Origin of the sequence: Streptomyces sp. NBC_00873 (genome assembly GCF_045207415.1) — a bacterium.
GTDB lineage: Bacteria > Actinomycetota > Actinomycetes > Streptomycetales > Streptomycetaceae > Streptomyces.
In genome coordinates this window covers 5093942-5116493 of the sequence record NZ_CP108803.1, presented here as the reverse complement: position 1 = coordinate 5116493, position 22552 = coordinate 5093942, and the positions used below count along the sequence as shown (strand labels likewise).

The window sequence follows — 22552 nt, the reverse complement described above, 5'->3', positions numbered from 1 at the left end:
TCCCCGGCGGTTACCTGACGGGTTACCCGGCGGCCCCCGAAGTGGTCCCTTCCTACTTCTTGATCAGACCTTTCGACTGCAGATAGTCCTTGGCCACATCGGCCGGCTTGGCACGCTCGGCGTCGACCTTGCGGTTCAGTTCCGCGAGGTCCTCGGTGGTGAGCGTCTTGGTGAGCGTGCCGAGCGCATCGGCAATGTCCTGCGCTCCGGCGTCCTTGGCATTGAGAACCGGAACGACGTTGTCCGCATTCTGGAGCTTCTTGTCGTCCTCCAGGAACACCAGGTTGAAGCTGTCCAGCACCGCGTCCGTGGTGGTCGTGAGGACCAGCTGGTCCTTGCCGTCCTTGACGGCCTGCTTGGACTGCGGGGTGCCGACTCCCGTCGGGTCGATACCGGTGACATCAATGCCGTACGTCTTCTTCAGACCTGGTGCGCAGAAGGGCCGCACCTCGCACTCGTCACCCGCCGCGATCTTCACCTTCAGCTTGGACGCACCCAGATCCGAAAGGGTCTTGAGCTTGTTCTTGTCGGCGAACTCCTTGGTCACCGCGAACGCGTTCTGGTCGACCGCTTCGCCGTACGGGAGCACCTTCAGTCCGCGCGGGGTGGCGAGCTTCTCCAGCGCGGCGGCGGTGGCCGCCGCGTCACCGGAGGCGACCGGATTCTTCTCGGCCGTCTTCGCGCCGTTCGCCTTGGCGTTGAGGAATTCGGCGATCGTCGCGGCGTATTCCGGTACGACGTCGATCTCGCCCTTCTCCAGGGACGGCTCGTACAGTTCCCGGTTCTTCACCGTGGTGACCGAGGTGCTGTATCCGGCGTCGCCGAGGATCTGTGCGTACAGCTCGGCGAGCACCTTGGACTCGGTGAAGGCCGCGGCGCCGACGACGAGCGAGCCCTTCTTCCCCGAGCCACCGGAGGCGGCGGAGCCGCCCTTGTCCTTCTCCAGGCTGTCGCCGCCGCAGGCGGCGAGCGAGCCGGCCAGTGCGACCATGCCGATGACCGCGCCCGCTATGCGCGAGGTCTTGCTCATGATGTTCTCCGTCCACAGCAACAGGGCTGATTACGAGTCGTATCGGGTAAATCGGATGGGTCAGGCGGTCCGGCGGCGGCGGAGCGGCGACAGAGCCCGGTCCAGCCCCACCAGCACGGCCTCCACCGCCAGGGCGAGCACGGCGACGAGCAGCGCGCCGGCAACCACCTGCGGTGTGTTGTACGTGTTGAAGCCGGCGGTGATGATGCGGCCGAGCCCGCCCTGACCGACCATGGCGGCGATCGTCGCCGTGGCGATCACCTGGACCGCCGCCGAGCGCAGACCGGTCATGATCAGCGGGTAGGCGAGCGGGAGCTCGACCCGTACGAAGAGCTGGCCGCCCGACATCCCCATGCCACGCGCCGCCTCGGCCACCGACCGGTCCACCTCCGTCATCCCGACATAGGCGTTGGTCAGCAGCGGCGGCACGGCGAACAGGACCAGCGCGATGATCGTCGGCACATAACCGGCGTTGCGCAGCGGCGACACCATGAACAGGGCCAGCACCGCGAAGACCGGGATCGCCCGCCCCACATTGGAGAGGTTCACGGCCAGTGCGCCGCCCTTCCCGATGTGCCCCAGATACAGAGCGACCGGCAGCGCGATCGCGCAGGCCAGCGCGAGTGACACCCCGCTGACGTACAGATGCTCGCCGAGCCGGTGCCCCGCCCCGCTCTCCCCCGACCAGTTGGCGCCGGTGGTCAGCCAGGTCCAGGCCTCGCCGAGTACTCCCATGGGTCAGACCGCCTTCACCTTGGCGACCGCACCCACGGCGTCGCGCGTCGTGCGTATGCGGGTCCAGGGCGTCAGCAGCCGTTGCACCCCCAGCAGCAGCAGGTCCGCGACCACCGCGAGCAGCACGCAGAGCACCGAAGCGGTGAGCACCTGCGCCTTGAAGAAGCTCGGCAGGGCGTCCTCGATGAGGTTGCCGAGGCCGCCTCTGCCGACGATCGAGCCGACCGTGGTCAGCGCGATGGTGGAGACGGTGGCGATCCGGACCCCGGCCATCACCGCGGGCAGGGCGAGCGGGAGTTCGACCTCCCACAGGAGCCGGCCCGGCCCGTATCCCATGCCCTTCGCGGCGTCCTTCGCCTCCTGCGGCACGGCTTCGAGCCCGGCCAGGATGTTCCGTACGAGAATGGTCAGCGAATACAGCACAAGACCGGTGACGACCAGCGCGGCCGAGAGCCCGAACAGCGGCAGCAGCAGCGAGAACATCGCCAGCGACGGCACGGTGTAGAGCACCGTCGTCAGTCCGAGCACGGGTCCCGCGATACGCCGGCTGCGGCGCGCGAGCAGCGCCAGCGGAAATGCCACCAGGAGTCCGATCACCACCGAGACAGCGGTGAGCCAGATGTGCTGAACGGTCGCATCGGTCAACTCCTGGCTACGGGAACGGAGATACTCACCGCAGATCCAGTCGTTCGTCACCAGGCAGTTCTGTCCGGCCATCCGTCCCCCACCTCCCGTTCGCCGGTCCGTACTGATGTCTGGCGACCCTATCCCCGACTACTGACAATCGCCGAGGCCGTTGTGTTCCAGCAACATGTCCTTCACAGAACACGCGCCACAATGGGGAACCATGATCCGTTTCGAGCACGTCACCAAGCGGTACGCCGACGGCACGACCGCAGTCGACGACCTTTCCTTCGAAGTGGCCGAGGGTGAACTGGTCACGCTCGTAGGGCCGTCCGGCTGCGGCAAGACCACCACCATGAAAATGGTGAACCGGCTGATCGAACCGACCGAGGGCCGGATATTCCTCGACGGTGACGACATATCCGCCATCGACCCCGTGCGGCTCCGCCGCCGTATCGGCTATGTGATCCAGCAGGTCGGGCTGTTTCCGCACAGGACGGTGCTGGAGAACACCGCGACGGTTCCTCATCTCCTGGGCTGGCAGCGGGGAAAGGGCCGCAAGCGCGCCGCCGAACTCCTCGACCTCGTCGGACTCGATCCTTCCGTTTATGGTGACCGATATCCGGACCAGCTCTCCGGTGGCCAGCGCCAGCGCGTGGGAGTGGCAAGGGCGCTGGCCGCGGATCCGCCGGTACTGCTGATGGACGAGCCTTTCGGTGCGGTCGACCCGGTGGTCCGTGAACGGCTGCAGAACGAATTCCTCAATCTCCAGGCCCAGGTCCGGAAAACCGTGTTGTTCGTCACGCACGACATCGAGGAAGCCGTCCGGCTCGGCGACCGCATCGCCGTCTACGGGCAGGGCTCCATCGAGCAGTTCGACTCCCCCGCGACCGTGCTCGGTGCCCCCGCCACCCCGTACGTCGCGGACTTCGTCGGCGCCGACCGCGGCCTCAAGCGGCTCTCCGTGACCCCCATCGAGGAGAGCGATCTCGACCAGCCGCCCGTCGTCCATCTGGACGACCCGCTCTCCCGGGCGACCGAGCGGCTGCGTGCCGAGGGTGCGCGCTGGGCCGTCGTCCTGGACGCCGACGACCATCTGCACGGCTGGATCCCGGCCGGCACCGCCCTCACCGAGGCCAAGGGCACGGTCCGCGAACACGCCCGCCGCATGGAGGCGTGGCTCCCCGTCGGCGCCCCGCTCAAGCAGGCATTCGCCACGATGCTGCAGCACGACGCGGGCTGGATCGCGGTCATCGACAAGGAGAGCACCGGCCGGTTCCTCGGGGTGCTCACTCCCGGCCGCCTCCATGAGGCGCTGCGCCGCTCGATCGACGCGGACGCCCAGGACCTGCCGCGCGCCGACGTGAATGTGGAGACGGTGGCCCGGGCAGGCTCGCTCTGAACCGGGGGCGCGCGCCCGGCATCTCCACGAGCCTGCCGCACCCGGTCAGTTCTCGCTCAGCCGGCTGCTCATCCACTCCAGCGCCGAAGGGATCTCCCTCCGCCAGGTGTTGAAGTTGTGCCCGCCGCTGTCCAGCACGATCGAGGAGACCTGGGCGGGCGCCTTCACCTTCGCCATGAACCTCCGCGTACTGCGGTAGTCCCCCTCGCCCCGCCGTGACGTCGTCACCAGGAACGACGAGTCGGGCTGGGGCAGATGGTCCAGGCTCCACAGCAGGTTCGCGCGCGCTCGCTCCGCCCTGTTCCCGTGGAAGAGATCACCGGTCGTCGGGTCCTCGGCCGCCTTGTAGTACGCGGACAGACCGGCGCTCGCCGCGAACCTGTCCGGGTGGTGCAGACCGATCTTCAGCGCGCAGTACCCACCGGTCGAGTCGCCGATGATGCCCCAGTTCCGCGCCCGCTTCCCGATCCGGTACGAGTCCGAGATCGCCTGGGGCAGATCCTTCGCGAAGAACGTCTCGGTCTGCGGCCCGCCCGCTATGTCCACGCACTCGGTGTCCCGAGGCGGCGCGACCGTGGGCCTCAGCATCACCAGGATCATCGGCTGTGCCCGTCCGGCTTTCACCCGGTCGAGTGCGGTGCGTGGGTACGCAAGGCCCTTCAGAAGGTTCTCCGCGGTGCCCGGATAGCCCGTGAGGACGACGACCGCGGGGAACTTCCGGTTGGCGTACTCCGGCTGGAAGTACTCCGGCGGCAGATACACGTACGCCGAACTCTCGATCTTCGACCGCCGCCCCGCGATGACGACCTTGTCGATCCGGCCGCCCGTCGTGGGGCGCGAACCACCGGGGACATTCGGCTGCTGTATCCCGACCCGGACGATGTTCTTCGACGCCAGGGTCCCGGCCGCCCTGTCCGTGACCACGCCCAGGTCCTGCTGCCCGCCGAGGAGATCGGCCCAGGAACCGTAGAACTGGAAGGAGTTGTTGGCCATCAGGCCGGCCGAGGTGAAGACCATCACCTGGGTCGCCAGCAGGAGGCCGACCCGGCCGAACACCGCGGACGTACTGCGGCGGGCCAGTCTCGGCCAGATCAAGACCGTGGCAGCGAACAGAATGACGGCCAGCGCAATGGCCAGGGTCAGAACCGTCTTGCTGGTGAGCCCCATAGTCGGGTGAGCTTTCTTGTCAGGAATTTTCCGGGATGTGGGTGAACCCACCGCCCGGAAGCCTCGTCCTAGAGGTCGCACATCGTCCGAAACGCTTCGGCCGACGGACTCAAAAATCTCTCGCGGAGCCACGGGAAGCGATGTCTATCACGCTAGATGGGGATAAATCGGGATCGGTTCCGAAAGCTGTACGCAAGTTCGTACGCGGACCGCGCCCCGAATCCGTACCGGCGCTCGTCGGCGCCTCCTGCACCCTCGTCGGTCTGATCGATGTCGCCGCAGGGGTGTTCCCGCGCTTCCGGCACAGCCGGATACACACGCTCGCCGAAGTCCTTCCAGGAGCCCTCGGCCCCTTCGCCGCCGCGCTGTCGCTGAGCGCAGGCGTCCTGCTGCTGCTCCTCGCCCACGGCCTCAAGCGGCACAAACGGCGGGCCTGGCGCGCCGCCGTGGTCCTGCTGCCGGCAGGCGCGGCAGCGCAGTTCGTCCACCGGCACTCCATCCTCGGCGCCCTCGTCTCCCTCACGCTCTGCTGTCTGCTGGTCCGGCACCGGAGCGAATTCGCCGCGCTCCCCGACCCGCGCAGCCGGTGGAAGGCGCTGGCCAACTTCGTCCTCCTCGGAGCGGGTTCGCTCGGCCTGGGGCTGATCATCGTCTCCGTTCACCCCGGCCGCGTCGTCGGCAACCCCTCCATCGCCGACCGTCTCCAGCACGTCCTGTACGGGCTGGTCGGCTTCGAGGGCCCCGTCGAGTACGCCGGAGTGACCTCCTGGACCGTGGCCTACTCGCTCGGCGCACTCGGTCTGCTGACCGCCGTCACCACCATCTACCTCGCGTTCCGCCCCGAACATCCGGCCGCCCGGCTCACCGAGGAGGACGAGGTCCGGCTGCGGGCCCTCCTCGACAAGCACGGCGGCCGCGACTCGCTCGGCCACTTCGCGCTCCGTCGCGACAAGGGCGTCGTCTTCTCCCCCAGCGGCAAGGCCGCCGTCTGCTACCGCGTGGTGTCCGGGGTGATGCTGGCCAGCGGCGACCCGATCGGCGACGTGGAGGCCTGGCCGGGCGCCATCGAACGCTTCATGGACGAGGCCAAGGCGCACTCCTGGACCCCCGCGGTGATGGGCTGCAGTGAGACGGGCGGCGAGGTCTGGACCCGCGAGACCGGGCTCGACGCGCTGGAGCTCGGCGACGAGGCGGTGGTGGATGTCGCGGATTTCTCGCTCGCCGGGCGCGCGATGCGCAACGTGCGCCAGATGGTGAAGCGCATTGAGCGGAACGGTTACGAGACCCGCGTCCGGCGGGTCCGCGACATAGGCGAGGCCGAGCTCGACCGCATCCGGCGGGCCGCCGCCGACTGGCGCGGCACCGATACCGAGCGCGGCTTCTCCATGGCGCTCGGCCGGATCGGCGACCCGACCGACAGCGACTGCATCATCGCCACCGCCCACAAGGCCGACGAGCACACCGCCGACTCCCCGTACGGCGATCTGAAGGCCGTGCTCCACTTCGTCCCGTGGGGCACGGACGGCATGTCCCTGGATCTCATGCGCCGCGACCGCGCCGCCGACCCCGGGATGAACGAGCTGCTGATCGTCGCCTCCCTGCACGACGCGCCCCGGCTCGGCATCGAGCGTGTCTCGCTGAACTTCGCGATGTTCCGCTCGGCGCTCGCCCGCGGCGAGAAACTGGGCGCGGGCCCGGTGCTGCGGGGCTGGCGCGGGCTTCTGATCTTCCTGTCGCACTGGTTCCAGATCGAGTCGCTCTACAAGTTCAACGCCAAGTTCCGGCCCCGCTGGGAGCCCCGCTTCGTCGTCTACCGCACCAGCCGCGACCTGCCCCGGATCTCGTTCGCCGCGATGCAGGCCGAGGGCTTCGTCAACGTCGGGCTGCCCCGTCCGTTCGCCCGCCGATTCCCGGCCTCCCGGCCCCGGCCCTGCGCCCACGCACCGGGTCCCGAATCGGAGCACGGTGCCAGCGCGGCGTAACACCGCTCCGTACGGGCCTACGCTGGTCGCATGAGTACGTTGCGTGGACGAGGCACGGTCCAGGGCCTGCCGGAGTGGGACCGATGTGCGGTCATGGGTGTCGTCAATGTGACCCCCGACTCCTTCTCCGACGGAGGCCGCTGGTTCGACACCACGGCTGCGATCAAGCACGGCCTCGACCTGGTCGCCGCAGGCGCCGATCTGGTCGATGTCGGCGGCGAGTCGACCCGTCCCGGCGCCAGCCGGGTGGACGAGGCCGAGGAGCTGCGGCGCGTGATCCCGGTCGTCCGGGGGCTGGCCCAGGAAGGCATCACGGTCTCCGTGGACACCATGCGGGCCCGGGTCGCCGAACAGTCCGTCGCCGCAGGCGCGGCGCTGGTCAACGATGTGAGCGGCGGGCTCGCCGACCCGGACATGATCCCGGTCGTCGCCGCCGCCGGAGCGCCGTTCGTGGTCATGCACTGGCGGGGCTTCAGCGAGTCGATGAACAGCCGTGCGGTGTACGAGGACGTCGTCGCCGAGGTCGTCGCGGAGCTGCGGACGCGGATGGACGCGGTGGTCGCGGGCGGTGTCGCCCCCGAACGGATCGTGGTCGATCCCGGCCTGGGCTTCGCCAAGGACGCCGACCACGATCTCTCCCTCGTCGCCCACCTCGACGAGCTGCGCGCGCTGGGCCGCCCCCTGCTGGTCGCCGCCTCCCGCAAGCGGTTCCTCGGCCATGTGCTGGCCGGTGAGGGCGCCGCACCGCCGCCCGCCCGGGAACGCGACGCGGCCACTGCCGCGATCTCCGCCCTCTCCGCCCAGGCGGGCGCCTGGGCGGTCCGGGTCCACGAGGTCCGGGCGACCGCCGACGCCGTCCGGGTCGCCCGCGCCGTCGAGGGAGCCGCGTGAGCGACGACCAGGAACAGGTGGCGGCCGACATCGCGGCGGTCGAACAGGCCAACACCGCCTTCTACGAGGCGATGGAACGCGGCGACCTGGACGAGCTCTCCGGGCTCTGGCTGCCCGGCGAGAACCTCACGGTCTCCTGCGTCCACCCCGGCTGGCCGGTGCTCAGCGGACGCAGCGAGGTACTGCGCAGTTACGCCCTGATCATGGCGAACACCGAGTACATCCAGTTCTTCCTGACCGATGTCGGGGTCTCGATGACCGGGGACACGGCCCTGGTCACCTGCACCGAGAACATCCTCAGCGGCGGTCCCGCGGAGGACGGCGGCGAGCTCGGGCCGCTGGTCGGCCAACTCGTCGTCGCCACCAATGTGTTCCGCCGCACCGAGAACGGCTGGAAGCTCTGGTCCCATCACGGGTCCCCGGTGCTGACCGAGGACGAGGACGAGGACGCGGACGAGGACGAGTCGCCCTCCTGACCCCCCTGCGGGGGCGCGGTCCGGTGCGGATGCGCCCCCCGAGGGGATTGGACTCCGGGCTGCGGGGTAGGGGACGCGCTTACCAGCCCCGCGCGGTCCGTCCATAGCCCCCGCGGGCGAGCACTGTCCGCGCTCGCAGGTAGATTCGAAACAGGGCACCTTGCCGTCCGCACGCGGCCCCGTGTCTCTACGACCAACGACAGCAGGAGTGATTCGCGTGGATCGTGTCGCGCTGCGCGGCCTCAAGGCCCGTGGGAACCATGGCGTCTTTCCCCGGGAACGGGAAGAGGGCCAGACCTTCATCGTCGACCTGGTTCTCGGCCTCGACACCCGCCCCGCGGCAGCCGCGGACGACCTGACCAAGACTGTGCACTACGGCGTGGTCGCCGAGGAGGTCGTCGACATCGTGCAGGGAGAGCCGGTCGATCTGATCGAGACGCTCGCGGAGCGCATCGCCCAGAAGTGCCTGGGACACGAAGGCGTCGAGGAGGTCGAGGTCGTCGTGCACAAGCCGGATGCGCCGATCACCGTCCCGTTCGACGACGTGACCATCACCATCACCCGGAGCCGAGCATGACAGCATTTTCTACCGAGGGGCAGAGCGACCCGACCGTACAGCCGGTGCCCGCCTCCGTGGTCGAGCAGGTCGACGCGGCGGACATCACCCTCTCCAACCCCAAACCGGCCGTGATCTCGCTCGGCTCCAACCTGGGCAACCGCCTGGAGACCCTGCAGGGCGCCATCGACGCCCTGGAGGACACCCCCGGCCTCCGGGTCAAGGCGGTGTCCCCGGTGTACGAGACGGAGCCGTGGGGTGTCGCCCCCGGCTCCCAGCCGTCGTACTTCAACGCGGTGATCGTCGTGAAGACGACGCTGCCCCCGTCCTCCCTCCTGGAGCGCGGCCAGGCCATCGAGGAGGCCTTCGACCGCGTCCGCGAGGAGCGCTGGGGCCCGCGCACCATCGACGTGGACATCGTGGCGTACGCGGATGTGGTCTCCGACGACCCGGCGCTGACTCTTCCCCACCCCCGGGCCCACGAGCGGGCCTTCGTGCTCGCCCCGTGGTACGACGTCGCCCCCGAGGCGCAGCTGCCCGGCCACGGCCCGGTGGCGGAGCTGCTCGGCACGATCGGCCGCGACGGCGTACGCCCCCGGGCCGATCTGGAACTCCGTCTGCCCGAGTAGTCGTTAGGCTCAGGGCAGGTCAGCACAGGACACAGAACAGACAGCCGGACAGGCGGGCGGACGGCCCGGTCGGTCGGCGGCGAAGGGCGGCTTTCTCGGTGAAGCAACTACGGCTCGGGGTACTGGCCGGACTCTTCGCCGCGGCCGGCGTGCTGTCCTGGGGCGGTGCCCGCCTCTGGGACTCCCTCGCGACCCTGCCGAGCGTGCCGATCGCCGCGCCCATCGTGCTCGCGGTGATCGCCGTCATCCTGCTCGCGACGGCGCTCTCCATCCGCTCCCGGCTGCGCGCGCAGCGGGAGCGCCGCCCGGGCGCGAAGGGTGTCGAGCCGCTGATGGCCGCCCGCGCCGTGGTCTTCGGCCAGGCCAGCGCCCTCGTCGTGTCGCTGGTCGCCGGCCTGTACGGCGGCACCGGGGTCTTCCTGCTCGGCTCGCTCGACATCCCGGCCCGCCGCGACCAGGCGATCTACGCCGGTTTCGCGGTGCTGGCCGGGATCGGGGTGGTCGCCGCCGCCTTGTTCCTTGAGCGCGTCTGCAAGCTCCCGGAGGACAAGGACGACGACAAGAGCGCCGCCTCGGCCTGAGAGGATGCCGGGATACCTCTGATCGGGCGGTCGTGCCCTGGCACGACCGCCTCCCGATCGAAGGTAGCCCGACAGCCCCTGCCGCTCCGCCCCCGCCCGGCCACCGGCACCGCCTCCGGCCCTCAGCGGGCCATGATCAGGCTCATCGCCTCGGCGCGCGTCGCGGGGTCACGGAGCTGGCCGCGTACCGCCGAGGTCAGCGTCTTCGCCCCGGGCTTGCGGATGCCGCGCATCGACATGCACATGTGCTCGCACTCGACGACGACGATGGCTCCGCGCGGCTCCAGGATCCTCATCAGTGAGTCGGCGATCTGCGTGGTCAGCCGCTCCTGGACCTGCGGGCGCCGGGCGTAGACGTCGACCAGCCGGGCCAGCTTCGACAGGCCGGTGATCTTGCCGGTGGTCGCCGGGATGTACCCGACATGCGCGACCCCACGGAACGGCACCAGGTGGTGCTCGCAGGTCGAGAACACCTCGATGTCCTTGACCAGCACCATCTCGTCGTGGCCGAGGTCGAACGTGGTCGTCAGGACATCCTCGGGCTGCTGGTTCAGACCCGCGAATATCTCCTTGTACGCCCGCGCCACCCGTCCCGGCGTCTCACGCAGCCCCTCCCGGTCCGGGTCCTCCCCGACGGCGAGGAGAAGCTCGCGCACCGCTGCCTCGGCCCGCTTCTCGTCGAACTCACCGATCGAACCCTGGCCGTCCAGCGTCACCGGGTCGGTCATCTGTGCCTCGTTCCTTCAGCCGTCACCTGCGCGGACATCGCGCAGACATACAAAATGCCGCGCCCCTCAGGCTAAAACCTGGGGGGCGCGGCATCCATTCCGGGTCGGTGGACCCCCGTGACAGGGGCCACACCGGGGTCCGCACTAGCTCTCGGGACGGTCCTCAGGGATCGCCTCGGTGGCCGCGGCGGTGTCCGCCGGGGTCGACCCGTTGGCCGTGGTGACCCCGTTGGTGAGGGCGAGCTCCTTCGGCGAGAGCACCGGCGGCCGCGTCGATGGCGTACGCCGTGCGGAGCCGGTCCACGCCGGGCGGGCCGGACGCTTCACGATTCCGGAGAAGATCTCGGCGATCTGCTCCTTGCCGAGGGTCTCCTTCTCCAGCAGCTGGAGAACCAGGTTGTCGAGAACGTCGCGGTTCTCGACGAGGATCTCCCACGCCTCGTTGTGGGCGGTCTCGATGAGCTTCTTGACCTCTTCGTCGACGAGCGCCGCGACCTCTTCCGAGTAGTCGCGCTGGTGGCCCATCTCCCGGCCCAGGAAGGGTTCGGTGTTGTCGCCGCCGAACTTGATCGCGCCGAGCCGCTCCGTCATGCCGTACTGCGTGACCATCGCGCGGGCCGTGGCACTGGCCTTCTCGATGTCGTTCGCAGCGCCGGTGGTCGGGTCGTGGAAGACCAGCTCCTCGGCCGCGCGCCCGCCCAGCATGTAGGCCAGCTGGTCGAGCATCTCGTTGCGCGTCGTGGAGTACTTGTCCTCCTCCGGCAGCACCATCGTGTAACCGAGGGCACGGCCGCGGGAGAGGATCGTGATCTTGTGCACCGGGTCCGAATTGGGGGAAGCCGCCGCGACCAGGGCGTGTCCGCCCTCGTGGTACGCGGTGATCTTCTTCTCCTTGTCGGACATGATCCGGGTCCGCTTCTGCGGGCCCGCCACGACGCGGTCGATCGCCTCGTCCAGCATCTCGTTGTCGACCAGCTTCTTGTTGCTGCGCGCCGTGAGGAGCGCCGCTTCGTTCAGCACGTTCGACAGGTCGGCACCGGTGAAACCGGGCGTACGACGGGCCACGGCGCCGAGATCGACGTCCGGGGCGACCGGCTTGCCCTTCTGGTGCACCTTGAGGATTTCGAGACGGCCCTGCATGTCCGGCCGGTCGACCGCGATCTGCCGGTCGAAGCGGCCCGGGCGCAGCAGCGCCGGGTCGAGGATGTCCGGCCGGTTCGTGGCGGCGATCAGGATGACGCCGCCCTTCACGTCGAAGCCGTCCATCTCGACGAGCAGCTGGTTCAGGGTCTGCTCACGCTCGTCGTGACCACCGCCGAGACCCGCACCGCGGTGCCGGCCGACGGCGTCGATCTCGTCGACGAAGACGATCGCCGGGGCGTTCGCCTTGGCCTGCTCGAACAGGTCACGGACCCGGGAGGCACCGACACCGACGAACATCTCGACGAAGTCGGAACCGGAGATCGAGTAGAACGGGACGCCCGCCTCGCCCGCGACGGCGCGTGCGAGCAGCGTCTTGCCCGTACCGGGAGGCCCGTACAGCAGGACGCCCTTGGGGATCTTCGCGCCGACGGCCTGGAACTTCGCCGGCTCCTGGAGGAACTCCTTGATCTCGTGGAGTTCCTCGACGGCCTCGTCGGACCCCGCCACATCGGCGAAGGTCGTCTTCGGGGTGTCCTTGGTGATCAGCTTGGCCTTGGACTTGCCGAACTGCATGACCTTGGAGCCGCCGCCCTGCATCTGATTCATCAGGAACAGGAAGACGACCACGATCAGGACGAAGGGCAGCAGCGAGAGAAGGATCGAGAGGAACGGGGACTGCTTCGACGGCGAGACGGTGTAACCCTTCTCGATGTCACCGCTCTCGAACTTCTTCTGCAGCGTGTCGGCGAGCTGGACACCCTGGTCACCGATGTAGCTCGCCTGGAACTTGCTGCCGGACTCGCCCGAAAGTTTCTGGCCGTCCTTCAGCTCAATCTTGAGGATTTGTTCGTCGCCGGTGGTCAGCTTGGCCTGCTCCACCTGGTTCTTGCTGATCGCCTGGATCACCTTGCCGGTGTCCACCGTCTTGTAGCCGCCCGACGAGCCGACGACCTGCATCAACACGACCACGGCGAGGACGGCCAGCACGATCCACATGACCGGCCCACGGAAGTATCGCTTCACGTCCATCCATACGGAGCGAAGTCGCCCCGTCCCTCCTGCCCGTAGGTAAATGCTGCTGTGAGAAAAGACTGTTCTTCGGACGGTACCCCAGCATTGTCGCCTACGACCGCCTGGGCCGTCTGTCAAACCGGCCTTCAAAGGCTCCAACGGCGGGAACCCGTCATGGGTTCCCGGGGGTGCACCCGGGTCGGGTGCGGACCGGAGGAGGGCTGCGGCGTGTTCAGCCGCCGTAGACGTGCGGGGCGAGCGTGCCGACGAAGGGCAGGTTGCGGTACTTCTCCGCGTAGTCCAGCCCGTAGCCGACGACGAACTCGTTGGGGATGTCGAACCCGACCCACTTGCAGTCGAGCGCGACCTTCGCCGCATCCGGCTTGCGCAGCAGGGTGCAGATCTCCAGGCTGGCGGGTTCACGCGAGCCCAGGTTCGACATCAGCCAGGACAGGGTCAGGCCCGAGTCGATGATGTCCTCGACGATCAGGACGTGCTTGCCCTTGATGTCGGTGTCCAGGTCCTTGAGGATCCGGACGACACCGGAGGACTGGGTGCCCGCTCCGTACGAGGAGACGGCCATCCAGTCCATCGTGACGGGGGTGGACAGCGCGCGCGCCAGGTCCGCCATCACCATCACGGCGCCCTTGAGGACGCCGACGATGAGCAGGTCCTTGCCCGCGTACTCCGCGTCGATCTTCGCGGCCAGCTCGACGAGCTTCGCGTCGATCTCTTCCTTGGTGAGGAGCACCGACTGAAGGTCGGTGCCCATGTCCTTCTCGTTCACCCACGTCTCTTTCTTCGCCTGCCCCGGTCCGGGGTGTGCCCCGGCCGTGCGCGGCCGCTCGCCTGCATGTCAGCCGCTTGTGCTTCAGCTCTGCCGAATCACCAGTCTGCCACCCTGGCGCCGGGCTTCGACGCGGCCGGGCAGGTTGATGGCCTGCTGGCCGCGCCAGCCGGTGATCAGACGGTCGACTTCCTCGATGTGGCGGGCGAAGAGGGAACCGGCCGGAGCGCCTGCTTCCATGGCCGCCCGGCGCAGCACCCGACGGCGCACGGCGGGGGGCAGCGCGTACAGCTTGGCGCAGTCCAGCTGCCCGGCGTCGTCCCGTACGGCGGTGTCGGCCTCGGCGGCCCAGGTGTCCAGGGCGTCGGCGTCGTCGCGGGAGAGCTGCGCGGTACGGGCCAGGGCCTCGACGACGCCTTTGCCGAGGGCCTTCTCCAGGGCGGGCAGGCCCTCGTGGCGCAGCCGGGAGCGGGTGTAGGCGGGGTCGACGTTGTGCGGGTCGTCCCAGACGGGCAGGGACTGGACCAGGCACGCCTTGCGGGCGGTCTGCCGGTCGAGCTGCAGGAAGGGGCGGCGGTAGCGGCCGGCCGGGCCGGAGGCGGCGGCCATGCCGGAGAGCGAGCGGATGCCGGAGCCGCGGGCGAGGCCGAGCAGGACGGTCTCCGCCTGGTCGTCACGGGTGTGGCCGAGCAGGACGGCGGCGGCGCCGTGGCGCTCGGCCGCGGCGTCCAGGGCTGCGTAGCGGGCGTCGCGGGCGGCCGCCTCGGGTCCGCCGTCGCGGCCGACGTGCACGGCGACGGCCTCCACCGGGTCGAGGTCCATGGCGGCGAGGCGGGCGACGACCTCGGCGGCGCGGACGTCGGACCCGTCCTGGAGGTTGTGGTCGACGGTGATGCCGCCGGCCCGGACGGCGAGTTTGCGGGCCTCGAAGGCGAGGGCGGAGGCGAGCGCCATGGAGTCGGCGCCGCCGGAGCAGGCCACCAGCACCAGCGGGGCGTCGGGGCGTTCGGGGAGCGCGGGGCGCCGCCTGCCCGGGCCGGCTTCGGCGAGCTCGGGGCGCGGGGTGCGTTCGGTGCGTTCGGTGCGTTCGGTGCGTTCGTTCAGTACGTCGTGGAGTACGCGGCGGACCGCCAGGCGTATCGCCGCGACCGCAGGATGGGGACCCATGTCCGGTGCCCTTCGTGAAGTTTCGGGGGTGCCTCGGAGCGTCGGGACGGGAAGAGTGCCGTCACCCAGAGTGCGTCGATGGTGACAGAGCCAAGCCGTTCATCGAGCATTGCACGCCTTCCCATGCCCCTACGGTCCCTCGGATGGGTGATTACCGGGGCGTACTTCTTCCGGCTTCCCCCGTCGGCCGCCTCATGATCACGACTCTGCCTTACGGTGCACCCTCGCGATCCAGTCCACCGGTTTGGCGATCTCGGCCTTGGTGGGGAGCGTGTTCGGGGAGGTCCAGACCCGGTTGAAGCCGTCCATACCGACCTCGTCGACGACGGCGCGCACGAACCGCTCGCCGTCCCGGTACTGGCGCAGTTTGGCATCGAGGCCGAGGAGCTTGCGCAACGCCTGGTCGAGGCGGCTGGCGCCGCGCGCCCGGCGCTGCTGGAACTTCTCCCGGATCTCTCCGACGGAGGAAACGACCTCGGGGCCGACACCGTCCATCACGTAGTCGGCGTGTCCTTCGAGCAGGGACATCACGGCGGTGAGCCGGCCGAGGATCTCGCGCTGGGCGGGCGTCTGGACGATCTCGACGAGGCTGCGGCCGCCGTCCTCGCCCTCCTCGCCCTCGGGCGTGCTGCCGGCGAGCGACTGGGCGGCCTCGCGGAGCCGTTCCAGCACGGTCATCGGGTCGACGTCGGTCTCGTCGAGGAACGACTGGATTTCGCCCTGCAGATGGTCGCGGAGCCAGGGGACACCGGTGAACTGGGTGCGGTGGGTCTCCTCGTGCAGCGCGACCCAGAGCCGGAAGTCGTGCGGGTCGACGTCGAGTTCGCGCTCGACGTGGACGACGTTCGGGGCGACGAGCAGCAGTCTGCCGCCGCCACTGAGGGAGGCCGGGAGCTCACGGCTCGCGGGGGCGAACGCCTCGTACTGTCCGAGGACCCGGGAGGCCAGGAACGACAGCAGCATGCCCAGCTCGACGCCGGTCACCTTGGAGCCGACCGCGCCGAGCACGGCTCCGCCGGGGCTGCCGGAGCGCCGGTTCTCCATTTTTGCCAGGAGCGGGCGGAGCAGTTCGCGGAAGCCCGCGACGTTCGCCCTGATCCAGCCGGCCCGGTCGACGACCAGGACCGGGGTGTCCTCCGGTTCGGCCCCCTCCGGGATCATCCGGGTGAAGGAACGGACGTGCTCCTCCGACGCCTTGGCATGCCTGCGGAGCTCCGCGACGACCTCGCGGGCCTCCTCGCGGCTGATGTCGGGTCCCGGCCGCACGAGCCGGGTCGCGGTCGCGACCGCGAGATTCCAGTCGACCATCTCGGCACCACCGATGCTCGTCATGCGTCAACCGTACGTGCTCGGGCCCGTCCGCGGTGTGCTGTTGACCGGCTCATCGGGTACGGACGGCGAGGCTCGTGGCGAGGGCGTCGAGGGCGGACTGGGCCTCGGACGGTGCCGTCGTGCCGGACGCCAGGAAGGCGAAGGCGAGCAGCCGGCCCCGTGCGTCCACGACCGTCCCGGCGAGGGTGTTCACCCCGGTGAGGGTGCCGGTCTTGGCGCGGATCAGTCCGGTGCCGCGCGAGGTCGAGGTGTACCGCTTGCTGAGCGTGCCGGTGAAACCGGCCACCGGAAGGCCGGTCAGGACCGGGCGCAGCTCGGGGCGGCCGGGTTCGGCGGCGCGGGCGAGGAGGCCCGCCAGCAGCCCGGCGGTGACCTTGTCCTTGCGGTTCAGTCCGCTGCCGTCGGCGAAGTTCGCGCCGGCCATCGGCAGGTGCAGCTCCTTCAGCCGGGCGGTGACGGCCCGTCGGCCGCCGTCGAAGTCGGCCGGTTCGCCGGCGGCCAGGGCGGTCTGCCGGGCCAGCGCCTCGGCGATGTCGTTGTCGCTGTTGGTCAGTGCCCGTTCGACCAGGGCGGACAGCGGGGCCGAGAGATGCTTGGCGACCGGCCGGGACGCGGCAGCGGCGCGGCCCCGCGCGGGGGCGGACCCGGTGCCGATACCGGCGTCGTTCAGGAGTCCGGCGAAGGTGCGGGCGGCGGCGCCGGCCGGGTCGCCGCTGCGCGGGGCGGGCCCGCTGTCCGTCCGGTCGAGCCGCCCCTCGTCCAGCATCAGGGCGCTGACCGGGGCGATGTTCTCGTTGGGGCCGATCGGGTGCAGGGCGGGGCCGGAGTACCGGGAGGTGTCGTACCGGAGCCGGACGGAGTCGACGCCGCGGTCGCGCAGGGCTCGTACGGTGCCGGCGGCCAGTTCGCGCAGCGCCGCCTTGTCGAGGGTGGGGTCGCCGCCGCCCACGAGGGTGAGGGTGCGGGAGTCCTCGGATGCCTGGACGGTCGTGGCGATGCGATGGTCCGGGCCGAGGGCGGAGAGTGCGGCGACGGCAGTGGCGATCTTGACGGTGGAGGCGGGAGTCATCGCGGTGTCGGCACCCTTCCCGTACAGCCGCTTGCCGGTGGCCGTGTCGATGACGACGGCGGTACGGACGGTGCCGAGCGCGGAGGAGTCCAGCAGCTTGTCGAGGGTGGTGCGGAGCGCGGCCGCCGCTCCGTCCGGGGCGGCCTTGTCGACCCGGGCGCCGAGGGCCGCGAGGACGGCCGGGGCGCTGGGGGCGGGGGCCGGCGCGGCGGGCGCGGCGGGTTCGTGATGTGCGCCACCTGTGCGGTCCCGGGCGGCTGCCCACTGCTGCTCGGCCTTACGCTGACCCGAGTCCCAGGGACCGGCGGCGAGGACGGCGCCGGCTGCGAGCGCCAGGCCGAGGACGGCGGAGCCTGCCGTGAACTGCCAGTTGCTCCATCCGTTCACCTTGTTCAGGCAGCCCGCCACGGTCGGCCTGCGCAACGCGTTCAACGGGTTGATCGACGGTCTTTTCACCGGCTCGGCCACCGTTGACCAGCCCCTTTCGCGAGCACACATCTCCGTGGGGGACACTTAATCACCAGTCGTATGTGTTGATCATGGAGGAGCCACCCGTGGAGTTCGACGTCACCATCGAGATCCCGAAGGGTTCGCGGAACAAGTACGAGGTGGACCACGAGACCGGTCGGATCCGCCTGGACCGTCGACTCTTCACCTCGACCAGCTACCCGGCGGACTACGGCTTCGTCGAGAACACCCTCGGCGAGGACGGCGACCCGCTGGACGCGCTGGTCATCCTGGACGAGCCGACCTTCCCCGGCTGCCTCATCAAGTGCCGCGCCATCGGCATGTTCCGCATGACGGACGAGGCCGGCGGCGACGACAAGCTGCTGTGCGTCCCGGCCTCCGACCCGCGGGTGGAGCACCTGCGCGACATCCACCACGTGTCGGAGTTCGACCGCCTGGAGATCCAGCACTTCTTCGAGGTCTACAAGGACCTGGAGCCCGGCAAGTCCGTCGAGGGTGCCGACTGGGTCGGCCGCGCCGAGGCCGAGGCCGAGATCGAGGCCTCCTACAAGCGCCTCGAGGCGCAGGGCGGCAAGCACTGACACTGCGGTGTCCGTGACCGCCGCACAGGCGTGATCCCGGTTCCGCTTACGGTTCCCGCTGCGGTTCCGTAAAGAGTTCGGCGCAAGGAACGGGCGGCACACCCCTCACCGGTGTGCCGCCCGTTTGGCATGTGCGCCCATGTCCGTGCCCATACTGGGGCAGGAGCGCAACCCAAGACGCGCAGCCAAGAACGAGCGAGGTCCAGTGGTGGCGGAACCGGGCGGTCCCGAGGATCAGAAGCCCCAGTCCGACGAGGCGCGCAGCGCCTTTGTCCCGCCGGCCGGGGTCGGGCGCCCAGCAGCGCCGCCCGAGGACGACCACCCCACCTCGGAGTTCGCCCTCCCGGCCGGTCTGACGACCGAACCGCAGGGGTCCGGATCCGGCCCGGGATCGGGTTCCGCTTCCGGCTCCGGACCGGGTTCCGGCTCGGGCTCGGGTTCGGACACGATCGGTTCGGCCTTCGCCCCGCCGAGCACCTACAGCGCCAGCCAGTCGCCGCCCGCCTTCACTCCCGCGCACGGCATCCCGATGATCCGGCTGACCAAGGAAGCTCCTTGGCAGGACCGGATGCGCACGATGCTGCGGATGCCGGTCGCCGAGCGGCCGGCGCCCGAGTCGGCGCAGAAGCCCGACGACACGGGACCCGCGGTGCCGCGCGTGCTCGACCTGACGCTGCGTATCGGGGAGTTGCTGCTCGCGGGCGGTGAGGGCGCGGAGGACGTCGAGGCCGCGATGTTCGCGGTGACCCGCTCGTACGGTCTCGACCGGTGCGAGCCGACGGTCACCTTCACCCTGCTGTCGATCTCGCACCAGCCGTCGCTGGTCGACGACCCGGTGACGGCGAGCCGTACCGTACGCCGCCGCGGCACCGACTACACCCGGCTGGCGGCCGTCTTCCGGCTCATCGACGACATCACTCACGAGGACGTCGAGGTCTCCCTGGAGGAGGCGTACCGGCGGCTCGCCGAGATCCGCCGCAACCGGCATCCGTACCCCGGCTGGGTGCTGACACTGGCCGGTGGCGGGCTGGCGGGTGCGGCATCGGTGCTGGTCGGCGGCAACGCACTGGTCTTCGTGGTGGCGGCGATCGGCGCGATGCTCGGCGACCGGTTCGCCTGGCTCTGCGCCGGGCGCGGGCTGCCGGAGTTCTACCAGTTCGTGGTGGCGGCGATGCCCCCGGCCGCGATGGGGGTCGCGCTGACCCTCACCCACTCGACGGACATCCGGCCGTCCGCCGTCATCACCGGTGGTCTGTTCGCGCTGCTGCCGGGGCGGGCCCTGGTGGCCGGTGTGCAGGACGGGCTGACCGGCTTCTACATCACCGCCGCCGCCCGTCTGCTCGAAGTCATGTACTTGTTCATCGGCATCGTCGTCGGTGTGCTGCTGGTCCTGTATCTCGGGGTTCAGCTGGGCGCCCAGCTGAACCCCGAAGCCAGGTTCATCGCCCACGACCGTCCCGTGGTGCAGATCCTGGCATCGATGGCGCTCTGTTTCGCCTTCGCGATCCTGCTCCAGCAGGAGCGGTCCACGGTGCTTGCGGTGACCCTCAACGGCGCCGTGGCCTGGGTGATCTACGGAGCGATGGCCAGGACCGGCAACATCTCGCCGGTGGCGGCGACAGCGACGGCGGCCGGTCTGGTGGGCCTGTTCGGGCAGCTGCTCTCGCGCTACCGGTACACGTCGTCGCTGCCGTTCATCACGGCGGCGATCGGCCCGCTGCTGCCCGGCTCGGCCACGTACTTCGGTCTGCTGGGCATGGCACAGGGCAATGTGAACGCCGGGCTCGCCTCCCTGTCGACCGCGGTGGCGACGGCGCTGGCCATCGCGATCGGGGTGAATCTGGGAAGCGAGATCTCCCGGCTGTTCATGCGGGTGCCCGGAGCCGTCGGCGGGGCGAACCGCCGCGCGGCCAAGCGGACGCGCGGCTTCTGACCCGGGTACGGGCCCCGTATCGAGCAGCGGTCAGCGCTTGGCGTGGCGGCCGCGCTGGCCCGTGGACGGGGCGCCACCGCCCGCGATCGGGCCCCGGTCCTCGCTGTCCCCGGCGGCCGCTTCCTTCTTCGACTTGCTGCGGGCGCGCAGGAACTCGACAGCGATCGGCACCACCGAGATCAGCACGATGAGGATGAGCATCGCCTCGATGTTCTTGCGGACGAGCTCGATCTGCCCGAGCCCGGCGCCGAGCAGGGTGACCCCGACGCCCCAGAGCACACCGCCGATGATGTTGAACGTGATGAACGAGCGGTAGTTCATCCGGCTCACACCGGCGATGATCGGCGTGAACGTACGCACGACAGGCACGAAGCGGGCCAGGATCAGTGACTTCGGCCCGTACTTCTCGAAGAACTCGTGGGCCTTCTCGACGTTCTCCTGCTTGAAGAGGCGGGAGTCGGGGCGCTTGAAGAGCGAAGGCCCGACCTTGCGGCCGAAGAGATAGCCCACCTGGTCGCCGATGATCGCCGCCAGCGCCACCAGGACGCAGACCAGCCACAGCGGGGTGTGCAGCTTGTCCGTCGTCACCAGCAGACCCGTGGTGAACAGCAGGGAGTCGCCGGGCAGGAAGAAGCCGATCAACAGCCCGGACTCGGCGAAGACGACGACCAGCACACCAAGCAGTCCGAACTGCCCGATGAGATGGTCCGGGTCCAGCCAGCTCGGTCCGAGCGCAAGCGTATTCAAGGGTCCGGGCTCCAGGATCGGTCGATGGCAGCTGCGTGGCCGCCCAAAGCTATCAACGCCGGAGGCCAGCTTCGGGTTCCAGTGGACCGCGCGGGGATGCACACCGGGTGAACCGGGACAAAGCTGCCCCCAGGAGGTGCCACACGATGGGCATTGAGGATTACGGCGGCGGGCAGACGGCACAGTCCGATGTCCTGGTCGTCACCACGAACGACGCCCCCGGGTACCGGGTGACCCGGGTGATCGGTGAGGTGTTCGGTCTGACCGTGCTTCCCCGAGCTCTCGGCTGCGCTCGAGCAGGGGAGACCCCATTCGTCACCTCGGCAGCCAGATCGGCGCCGGGCTGAAGTCGATGATCGGCGGCGAGCTGAAGGGGCTGACCAAGACCCTCGTCCAGACTCGCAATCAGGCCATGGAGCGGCTTGTCGAGCAGGCGAGGGCGCGCGGCGCCAACGCGGTGCTGATGATGCGGTTCGATGTGACGGAGGCGGCCGACGCGGGCACGGAGGTCTGCGCGTACGGCACGGCGGTCGTCCTCGAGAAGGCCTGACCGTCCCGACGGGCACCGACGGGGCCGAGGCGCTCTCGCCCCCGTACCTGGAGTTACGCCCGGCGCTCCGCATTGGCATTGATCGCATCCCGCAGGTGTTCGGCCAGGCCGGGCCCGATCGACTCGTAGTAGGCGCGGAACTGCGGGTCGCTGACGTACATCTCGCCGAGCCCACGATGGATCTCGTAGGTGCACTCGTAGAACCATGTGGAGATGTGGAGCCGGTGTGCCTCGGCGAGCTCCATCGCCCGCTCCCCGGTGGCGGGTTCGCCCGCCTCCATCACCGCGGTGTACGCCTCGCTCCACTCGGCGACCTCGGCCTGCATCCGCTTCCAGTCGTCCTTGGTGTAGCGGGCCACCCGGCGCTGCGACTCCGCGTACGTGGCGGTGGAGCCCCAACGGCGCTCCGCCTCCTCCGCGTGCTCCTCCGGGTCCTTGGCCCCGAAGACCTCGAACTTCTCCTCGGGCGTGAGATTGATACCCATCTTCCGTGCCTCCATGGCTGTTTCGACGGCGGCGGCCATCTTCTGGAGTTCGGCGATCCGGCCGGACAGCAACGCGTGCTGGCGGCGCAGGTGGTCCTGCGGATCCGCTGCCGGGTCGTCGAGCAGCACCGCGATCTCTTCGAGCGGGAAGCCGAGTTCCCGGTAGAACAGGATCTGCTGCAGCCTGTCGAGGTCGGCGTCGCTGTAACGCCGGTGACCCGCGTGGCTGCGCCCGCTGGGCGAGAGCAGTCCGATCCCGTCGTAGTGGTGCAGGGTGCGCACCGTGACTCCGGCGAACCCGGCGACCTGTCCCACGGAAAAGACCACGGCTCTCCGCTCCCTTCTGCTTTCGCTCCGTACGTCGGTGCGTCGGTACGGACCCGAGCCTGAGCCCTGACGTGACGTGAGGTGCAAGCCCGAATTGCCCTCACACCCCGATGCCATGGGTGGGTTATACGGCTTTTGCGTAGTTATGGTG

Annotated in this window: 21 protein-coding genes and 1 pseudogene; 10 read left to right on the top strand and 12 right to left on the bottom strand. The window is 69.7% G+C overall.

The window, feature by feature from the left end; genetic code table 11:
• Nucleotides 1–52 precede the first annotated feature (52 nt).
• The 3 genes from OH809_RS23570 to OH809_RS23560 are packed head-to-tail and all read right to left on the bottom strand — an operon-like array spanning nucleotide 53 to nucleotide 2482.
• Nucleotides 53–1030: an ABC transporter substrate-binding protein gene (locus OH809_RS23570; RefSeq protein WP_406420529.1), complete on the bottom strand. Its 978-nt coding sequence runs from the start codon at nucleotides 1028–1030 to the stop codon at nucleotides 53–55.
• Nucleotides 1031–1090: 60 nt separating this feature from the next.
• Nucleotides 1091–1765: an ABC transporter permease gene (locus OH809_RS23565; protein ID WP_406420530.1), complete on the bottom strand. Its 675-nt coding sequence runs from the start codon at nucleotides 1763–1765 to the stop codon at nucleotides 1091–1093.
• Nucleotides 1766–1768: 3 nt separating this feature from the next.
• Nucleotides 1769–2482 (bottom strand): ABC transporter permease, encoded by a 714-nt coding sequence (locus OH809_RS23560; protein WP_406420531.1) that lies wholly within the window; start codon nucleotides 2480–2482, stop codon nucleotides 1769–1771.
• Nucleotides 2483–2612: 130 nt separating this feature from the next.
• On the opposite strand from OH809_RS23560, the gene OH809_RS23555 reads away from it, so the two are divergent.
• On the top strand, nucleotides 2613–3791 hold the full coding sequence (locus OH809_RS23555; protein ID WP_406420532.1) for a betaine/proline/choline family ABC transporter ATP-binding protein: 1179 nt from the start codon (nucleotides 2613–2615) through the stop codon (nucleotides 3789–3791).
• 45 nt (nucleotides 3792–3836) lie between these two features.
• Here OH809_RS23555 and OH809_RS23550 read toward each other — a convergent pair whose 3' ends face one another.
• Nucleotides 3837–4958, bottom strand: a complete 1122-nt coding sequence (locus tag OH809_RS23550; RefSeq protein WP_406420533.1) for an alpha/beta hydrolase — start codon at nucleotides 4956–4958, stop codon at nucleotides 3837–3839.
• Nucleotides 4959–5098: 140 nt separating this feature from the next.
• On the opposite strand from OH809_RS23550, the gene OH809_RS23545 reads away from it, so the two are divergent.
• The 6 genes from OH809_RS23545 to OH809_RS23520 all read left to right on the top strand — a co-directional run bounded on the left by OH809_RS23545 (nucleotide 5099) and on the right by OH809_RS23520 (nucleotide 10073).
• Nucleotides 5099–6940 carry a phosphatidylglycerol lysyltransferase domain-containing protein gene (locus tag OH809_RS23545; protein WP_406420534.1) on the top strand — a complete coding sequence of 614 codons (1842 nt, stop codon included), beginning with the start codon at nucleotides 5099–5101 and terminating at the stop codon, nucleotides 6938–6940.
• Nucleotides 6941–7033: 93 nt separating this feature from the next.
• Nucleotides 7034–7831, top strand: a complete 798-nt coding sequence (gene folP, locus OH809_RS23540) for a dihydropteroate synthase (protein ID WP_406425025.1) — start codon at nucleotides 7034–7036, stop codon at nucleotides 7829–7831.
• Entirely contained in the window at nucleotides 7828–8307 is a 480-nt protein-coding gene (locus OH809_RS23535) for a nuclear transport factor 2 family protein (protein WP_406515499.1), read from the top strand. Before folP ends, OH809_RS23535 begins: the two co-directional genes overlap by 4 nt.
• 217 nt (nucleotides 8308–8524) lie before the next feature.
• On the top strand, nucleotides 8525–8884 hold the full coding sequence (gene folB, locus OH809_RS23530) for a dihydroneopterin aldolase (RefSeq protein ID WP_266984344.1): 360 nt from the start codon (nucleotides 8525–8527) through the stop codon (nucleotides 8882–8884).
• Nucleotides 8881–9492, top strand: coding sequence for a 2-amino-4-hydroxy-6-hydroxymethyldihydropteridine diphosphokinase (gene folK, locus OH809_RS23525; protein ID WP_406420536.1), 612 nt, complete (start codon nucleotides 8881–8883; stop codon nucleotides 9490–9492). The genes folB and folK overlap by 4 nt, the downstream gene beginning before the upstream one ends.
• A gap of 98 nt (nucleotides 9493–9590) precedes the next feature.
• Nucleotides 9591–10073: a DUF3180 domain-containing protein gene (locus tag OH809_RS23520; RefSeq protein ID WP_366689382.1), complete on the top strand. Its 483-nt coding sequence runs from the start codon at nucleotides 9591–9593 to the stop codon at nucleotides 10071–10073.
• A gap of 122 nt (nucleotides 10074–10195) precedes the next feature.
• Here OH809_RS23520 and folE read toward each other — a convergent pair whose 3' ends face one another.
• From folE to dacB, 6 genes are all read right to left on the bottom strand, one after another.
• Nucleotides 10196–10801, bottom strand: a complete 606-nt coding sequence (gene folE / locus OH809_RS23515; RefSeq protein WP_406420537.1) for a GTP cyclohydrolase I FolE — start codon at nucleotides 10799–10801, stop codon at nucleotides 10196–10198.
• Nucleotides 10802–10945: 144 nt separating this feature from the next.
• A complete protein-coding gene (gene ftsH, locus OH809_RS23510; RefSeq protein WP_406420538.1) occupies nucleotides 10946–12973 on the bottom strand; it encodes an ATP-dependent zinc metalloprotease FtsH in 2028 nt (675 codons plus the stop codon).
• Between the two features lie 214 nt (nucleotides 12974–13187).
• Nucleotides 13188–13727: a hypoxanthine phosphoribosyltransferase gene (gene hpt / locus OH809_RS23505; RefSeq protein ID WP_072487175.1), complete on the bottom strand. Its 540-nt coding sequence runs from the start codon at nucleotides 13725–13727 to the stop codon at nucleotides 13188–13190.
• A gap of 99 nt (nucleotides 13728–13826) precedes the next feature.
• Complete coding sequence (tilS, locus tag OH809_RS23500) at nucleotides 13827–14909, bottom strand: tRNA lysidine(34) synthetase TilS (RefSeq protein ID WP_406420539.1); 1083 nt, start codon at nucleotides 14907–14909, stop codon at nucleotides 13827–13829.
• 198 nt (nucleotides 14910–15107) lie between these two features.
• Nucleotides 15108–16241, bottom strand: a complete 1134-nt coding sequence (locus OH809_RS23495) for a zinc-dependent metalloprotease (protein ID WP_406420540.1) — start codon at nucleotides 16239–16241, stop codon at nucleotides 15108–15110.
• A gap of 49 nt (nucleotides 16242–16290) precedes the next feature.
• Nucleotides 16291–17778, bottom strand: coding sequence for a D-alanyl-D-alanine carboxypeptidase/D-alanyl-D-alanine-endopeptidase (gene dacB, locus OH809_RS23490; RefSeq protein ID WP_406420541.1), 1488 nt, complete (start codon nucleotides 17776–17778; stop codon nucleotides 16291–16293).
• Between the two features lie 86 nt (nucleotides 17779–17864).
• On the opposite strand from dacB, the gene OH809_RS23485 reads away from it, so the two are divergent.
• Both OH809_RS23485 and OH809_RS23480 read left to right on the top strand, forming a co-directional pair.
• Nucleotides 17865–18359 (top strand): inorganic diphosphatase, encoded by a 495-nt coding sequence (locus OH809_RS23485; RefSeq protein ID WP_037691000.1) that lies wholly within the window; start codon nucleotides 17865–17867, stop codon nucleotides 18357–18359.
• 205 nt (nucleotides 18360–18564) lie between these two features.
• On the top strand, nucleotides 18565–20292 hold the full coding sequence (locus tag OH809_RS23480; protein WP_406425028.1) for a threonine/serine exporter ThrE family protein: 1728 nt from the start codon (nucleotides 18565–18567) through the stop codon (nucleotides 20290–20292).
• 30 nt (nucleotides 20293–20322) lie between these two features.
• Here the strand turns inward: OH809_RS23480 and OH809_RS23475 are convergent, their stop codons facing one another.
• The gene (locus OH809_RS23475; protein WP_406420542.1) at nucleotides 20323–21039 is read right to left on the bottom strand and encodes a DedA family protein; all 717 of its coding nucleotides are present in this window, start codon (nucleotides 21037–21039) and stop codon (nucleotides 20323–20325) included.
• Between the two features lie 146 nt (nucleotides 21040–21185).
• On the opposite strand from OH809_RS23475, the pseudogene OH809_RS23470 reads away from it, so the two are divergent.
• Nucleotides 21186–21589, top strand: a pseudogene (locus OH809_RS23470) (YbjQ family protein).
• A 53-nt stretch (nucleotides 21590–21642) separates the two neighbouring features.
• Here the strand turns inward: OH809_RS23470 and OH809_RS23465 are convergent.
• A complete protein-coding gene (locus tag OH809_RS23465) occupies nucleotides 21643–22401 on the bottom strand; it encodes a MerR family transcriptional regulator (RefSeq protein ID WP_406420543.1) in 759 nt (252 codons plus the stop codon).
• Nucleotides 22402–22552 lie beyond the last annotated feature (151 nt).

Excerpts from the sequence above, each read along its gene's own strand:
- OH809_RS23570 (WP_406420529.1), bottom strand. The coding sequence starts at position 1,030 with ATGAGCAAGACCTCGCGCATAGCGGGCGCGGTCATCGGCATGGTCGCA.
- OH809_RS23565 (WP_406420530.1), bottom strand. The coding sequence starts at position 1,765 with ATGGGAGTACTCGGCGAGGCCTGGACCTGGCTGACCACCGGCGCCAAC.
- OH809_RS23560 (WP_406420531.1), bottom strand. The coding sequence starts at position 2,482 with ATGGCCGGACAGAACTGCCTGGTGACGAACGACTGGATCTGCGGTGAG.
- OH809_RS23555 (WP_406420532.1), top strand. The coding sequence starts at position 2,613 with ATGATCCGTTTCGAGCACGTCACCAAGCGGTACGCCGACGGCACGACC.
- OH809_RS23550 (WP_406420533.1), bottom strand. The coding sequence starts at position 4,958 with ATGGGGCTCACCAGCAAGACGGTTCTGACCCTGGCCATTGCGCTGGCC.
- OH809_RS23545 (WP_406420534.1), top strand. The coding sequence starts at position 5,099 with ATGTCTATCACGCTAGATGGGGATAAATCGGGATCGGTTCCGAAAGCT.
- folP (WP_406425025.1), top strand. The coding sequence starts at position 7,034 with ATGGGTGTCGTCAATGTGACCCCCGACTCCTTCTCCGACGGAGGCCGC.
- folK (WP_406420536.1), top strand. The coding sequence starts at position 8,881 with ATGACAGCATTTTCTACCGAGGGGCAGAGCGACCCGACCGTACAGCCG.
- folE (WP_406420537.1), bottom strand. The coding sequence starts at position 10,801 with ATGACCGACCCGGTGACGCTGGACGGCCAGGGTTCGATCGGTGAGTTC.
- ftsH (WP_406420538.1), bottom strand. The coding sequence starts at position 12,973 with ATGGACGTGAAGCGATACTTCCGTGGGCCGGTCATGTGGATCGTGCTG.
- hpt (WP_072487175.1), bottom strand. The coding sequence starts at position 13,727 with ATGGGCACCGACCTTCAGTCGGTGCTCCTCACCAAGGAAGAGATCGAC.
- tilS (WP_406420539.1), bottom strand. The coding sequence starts at position 14,909 with ATGGGTCCCCATCCTGCGGTCGCGGCGATACGCCTGGCGGTCCGCCGC.
- OH809_RS23495 (WP_406420540.1), bottom strand. The coding sequence starts at position 16,241 with ATGACGAGCATCGGTGGTGCCGAGATGGTCGACTGGAATCTCGCGGTC.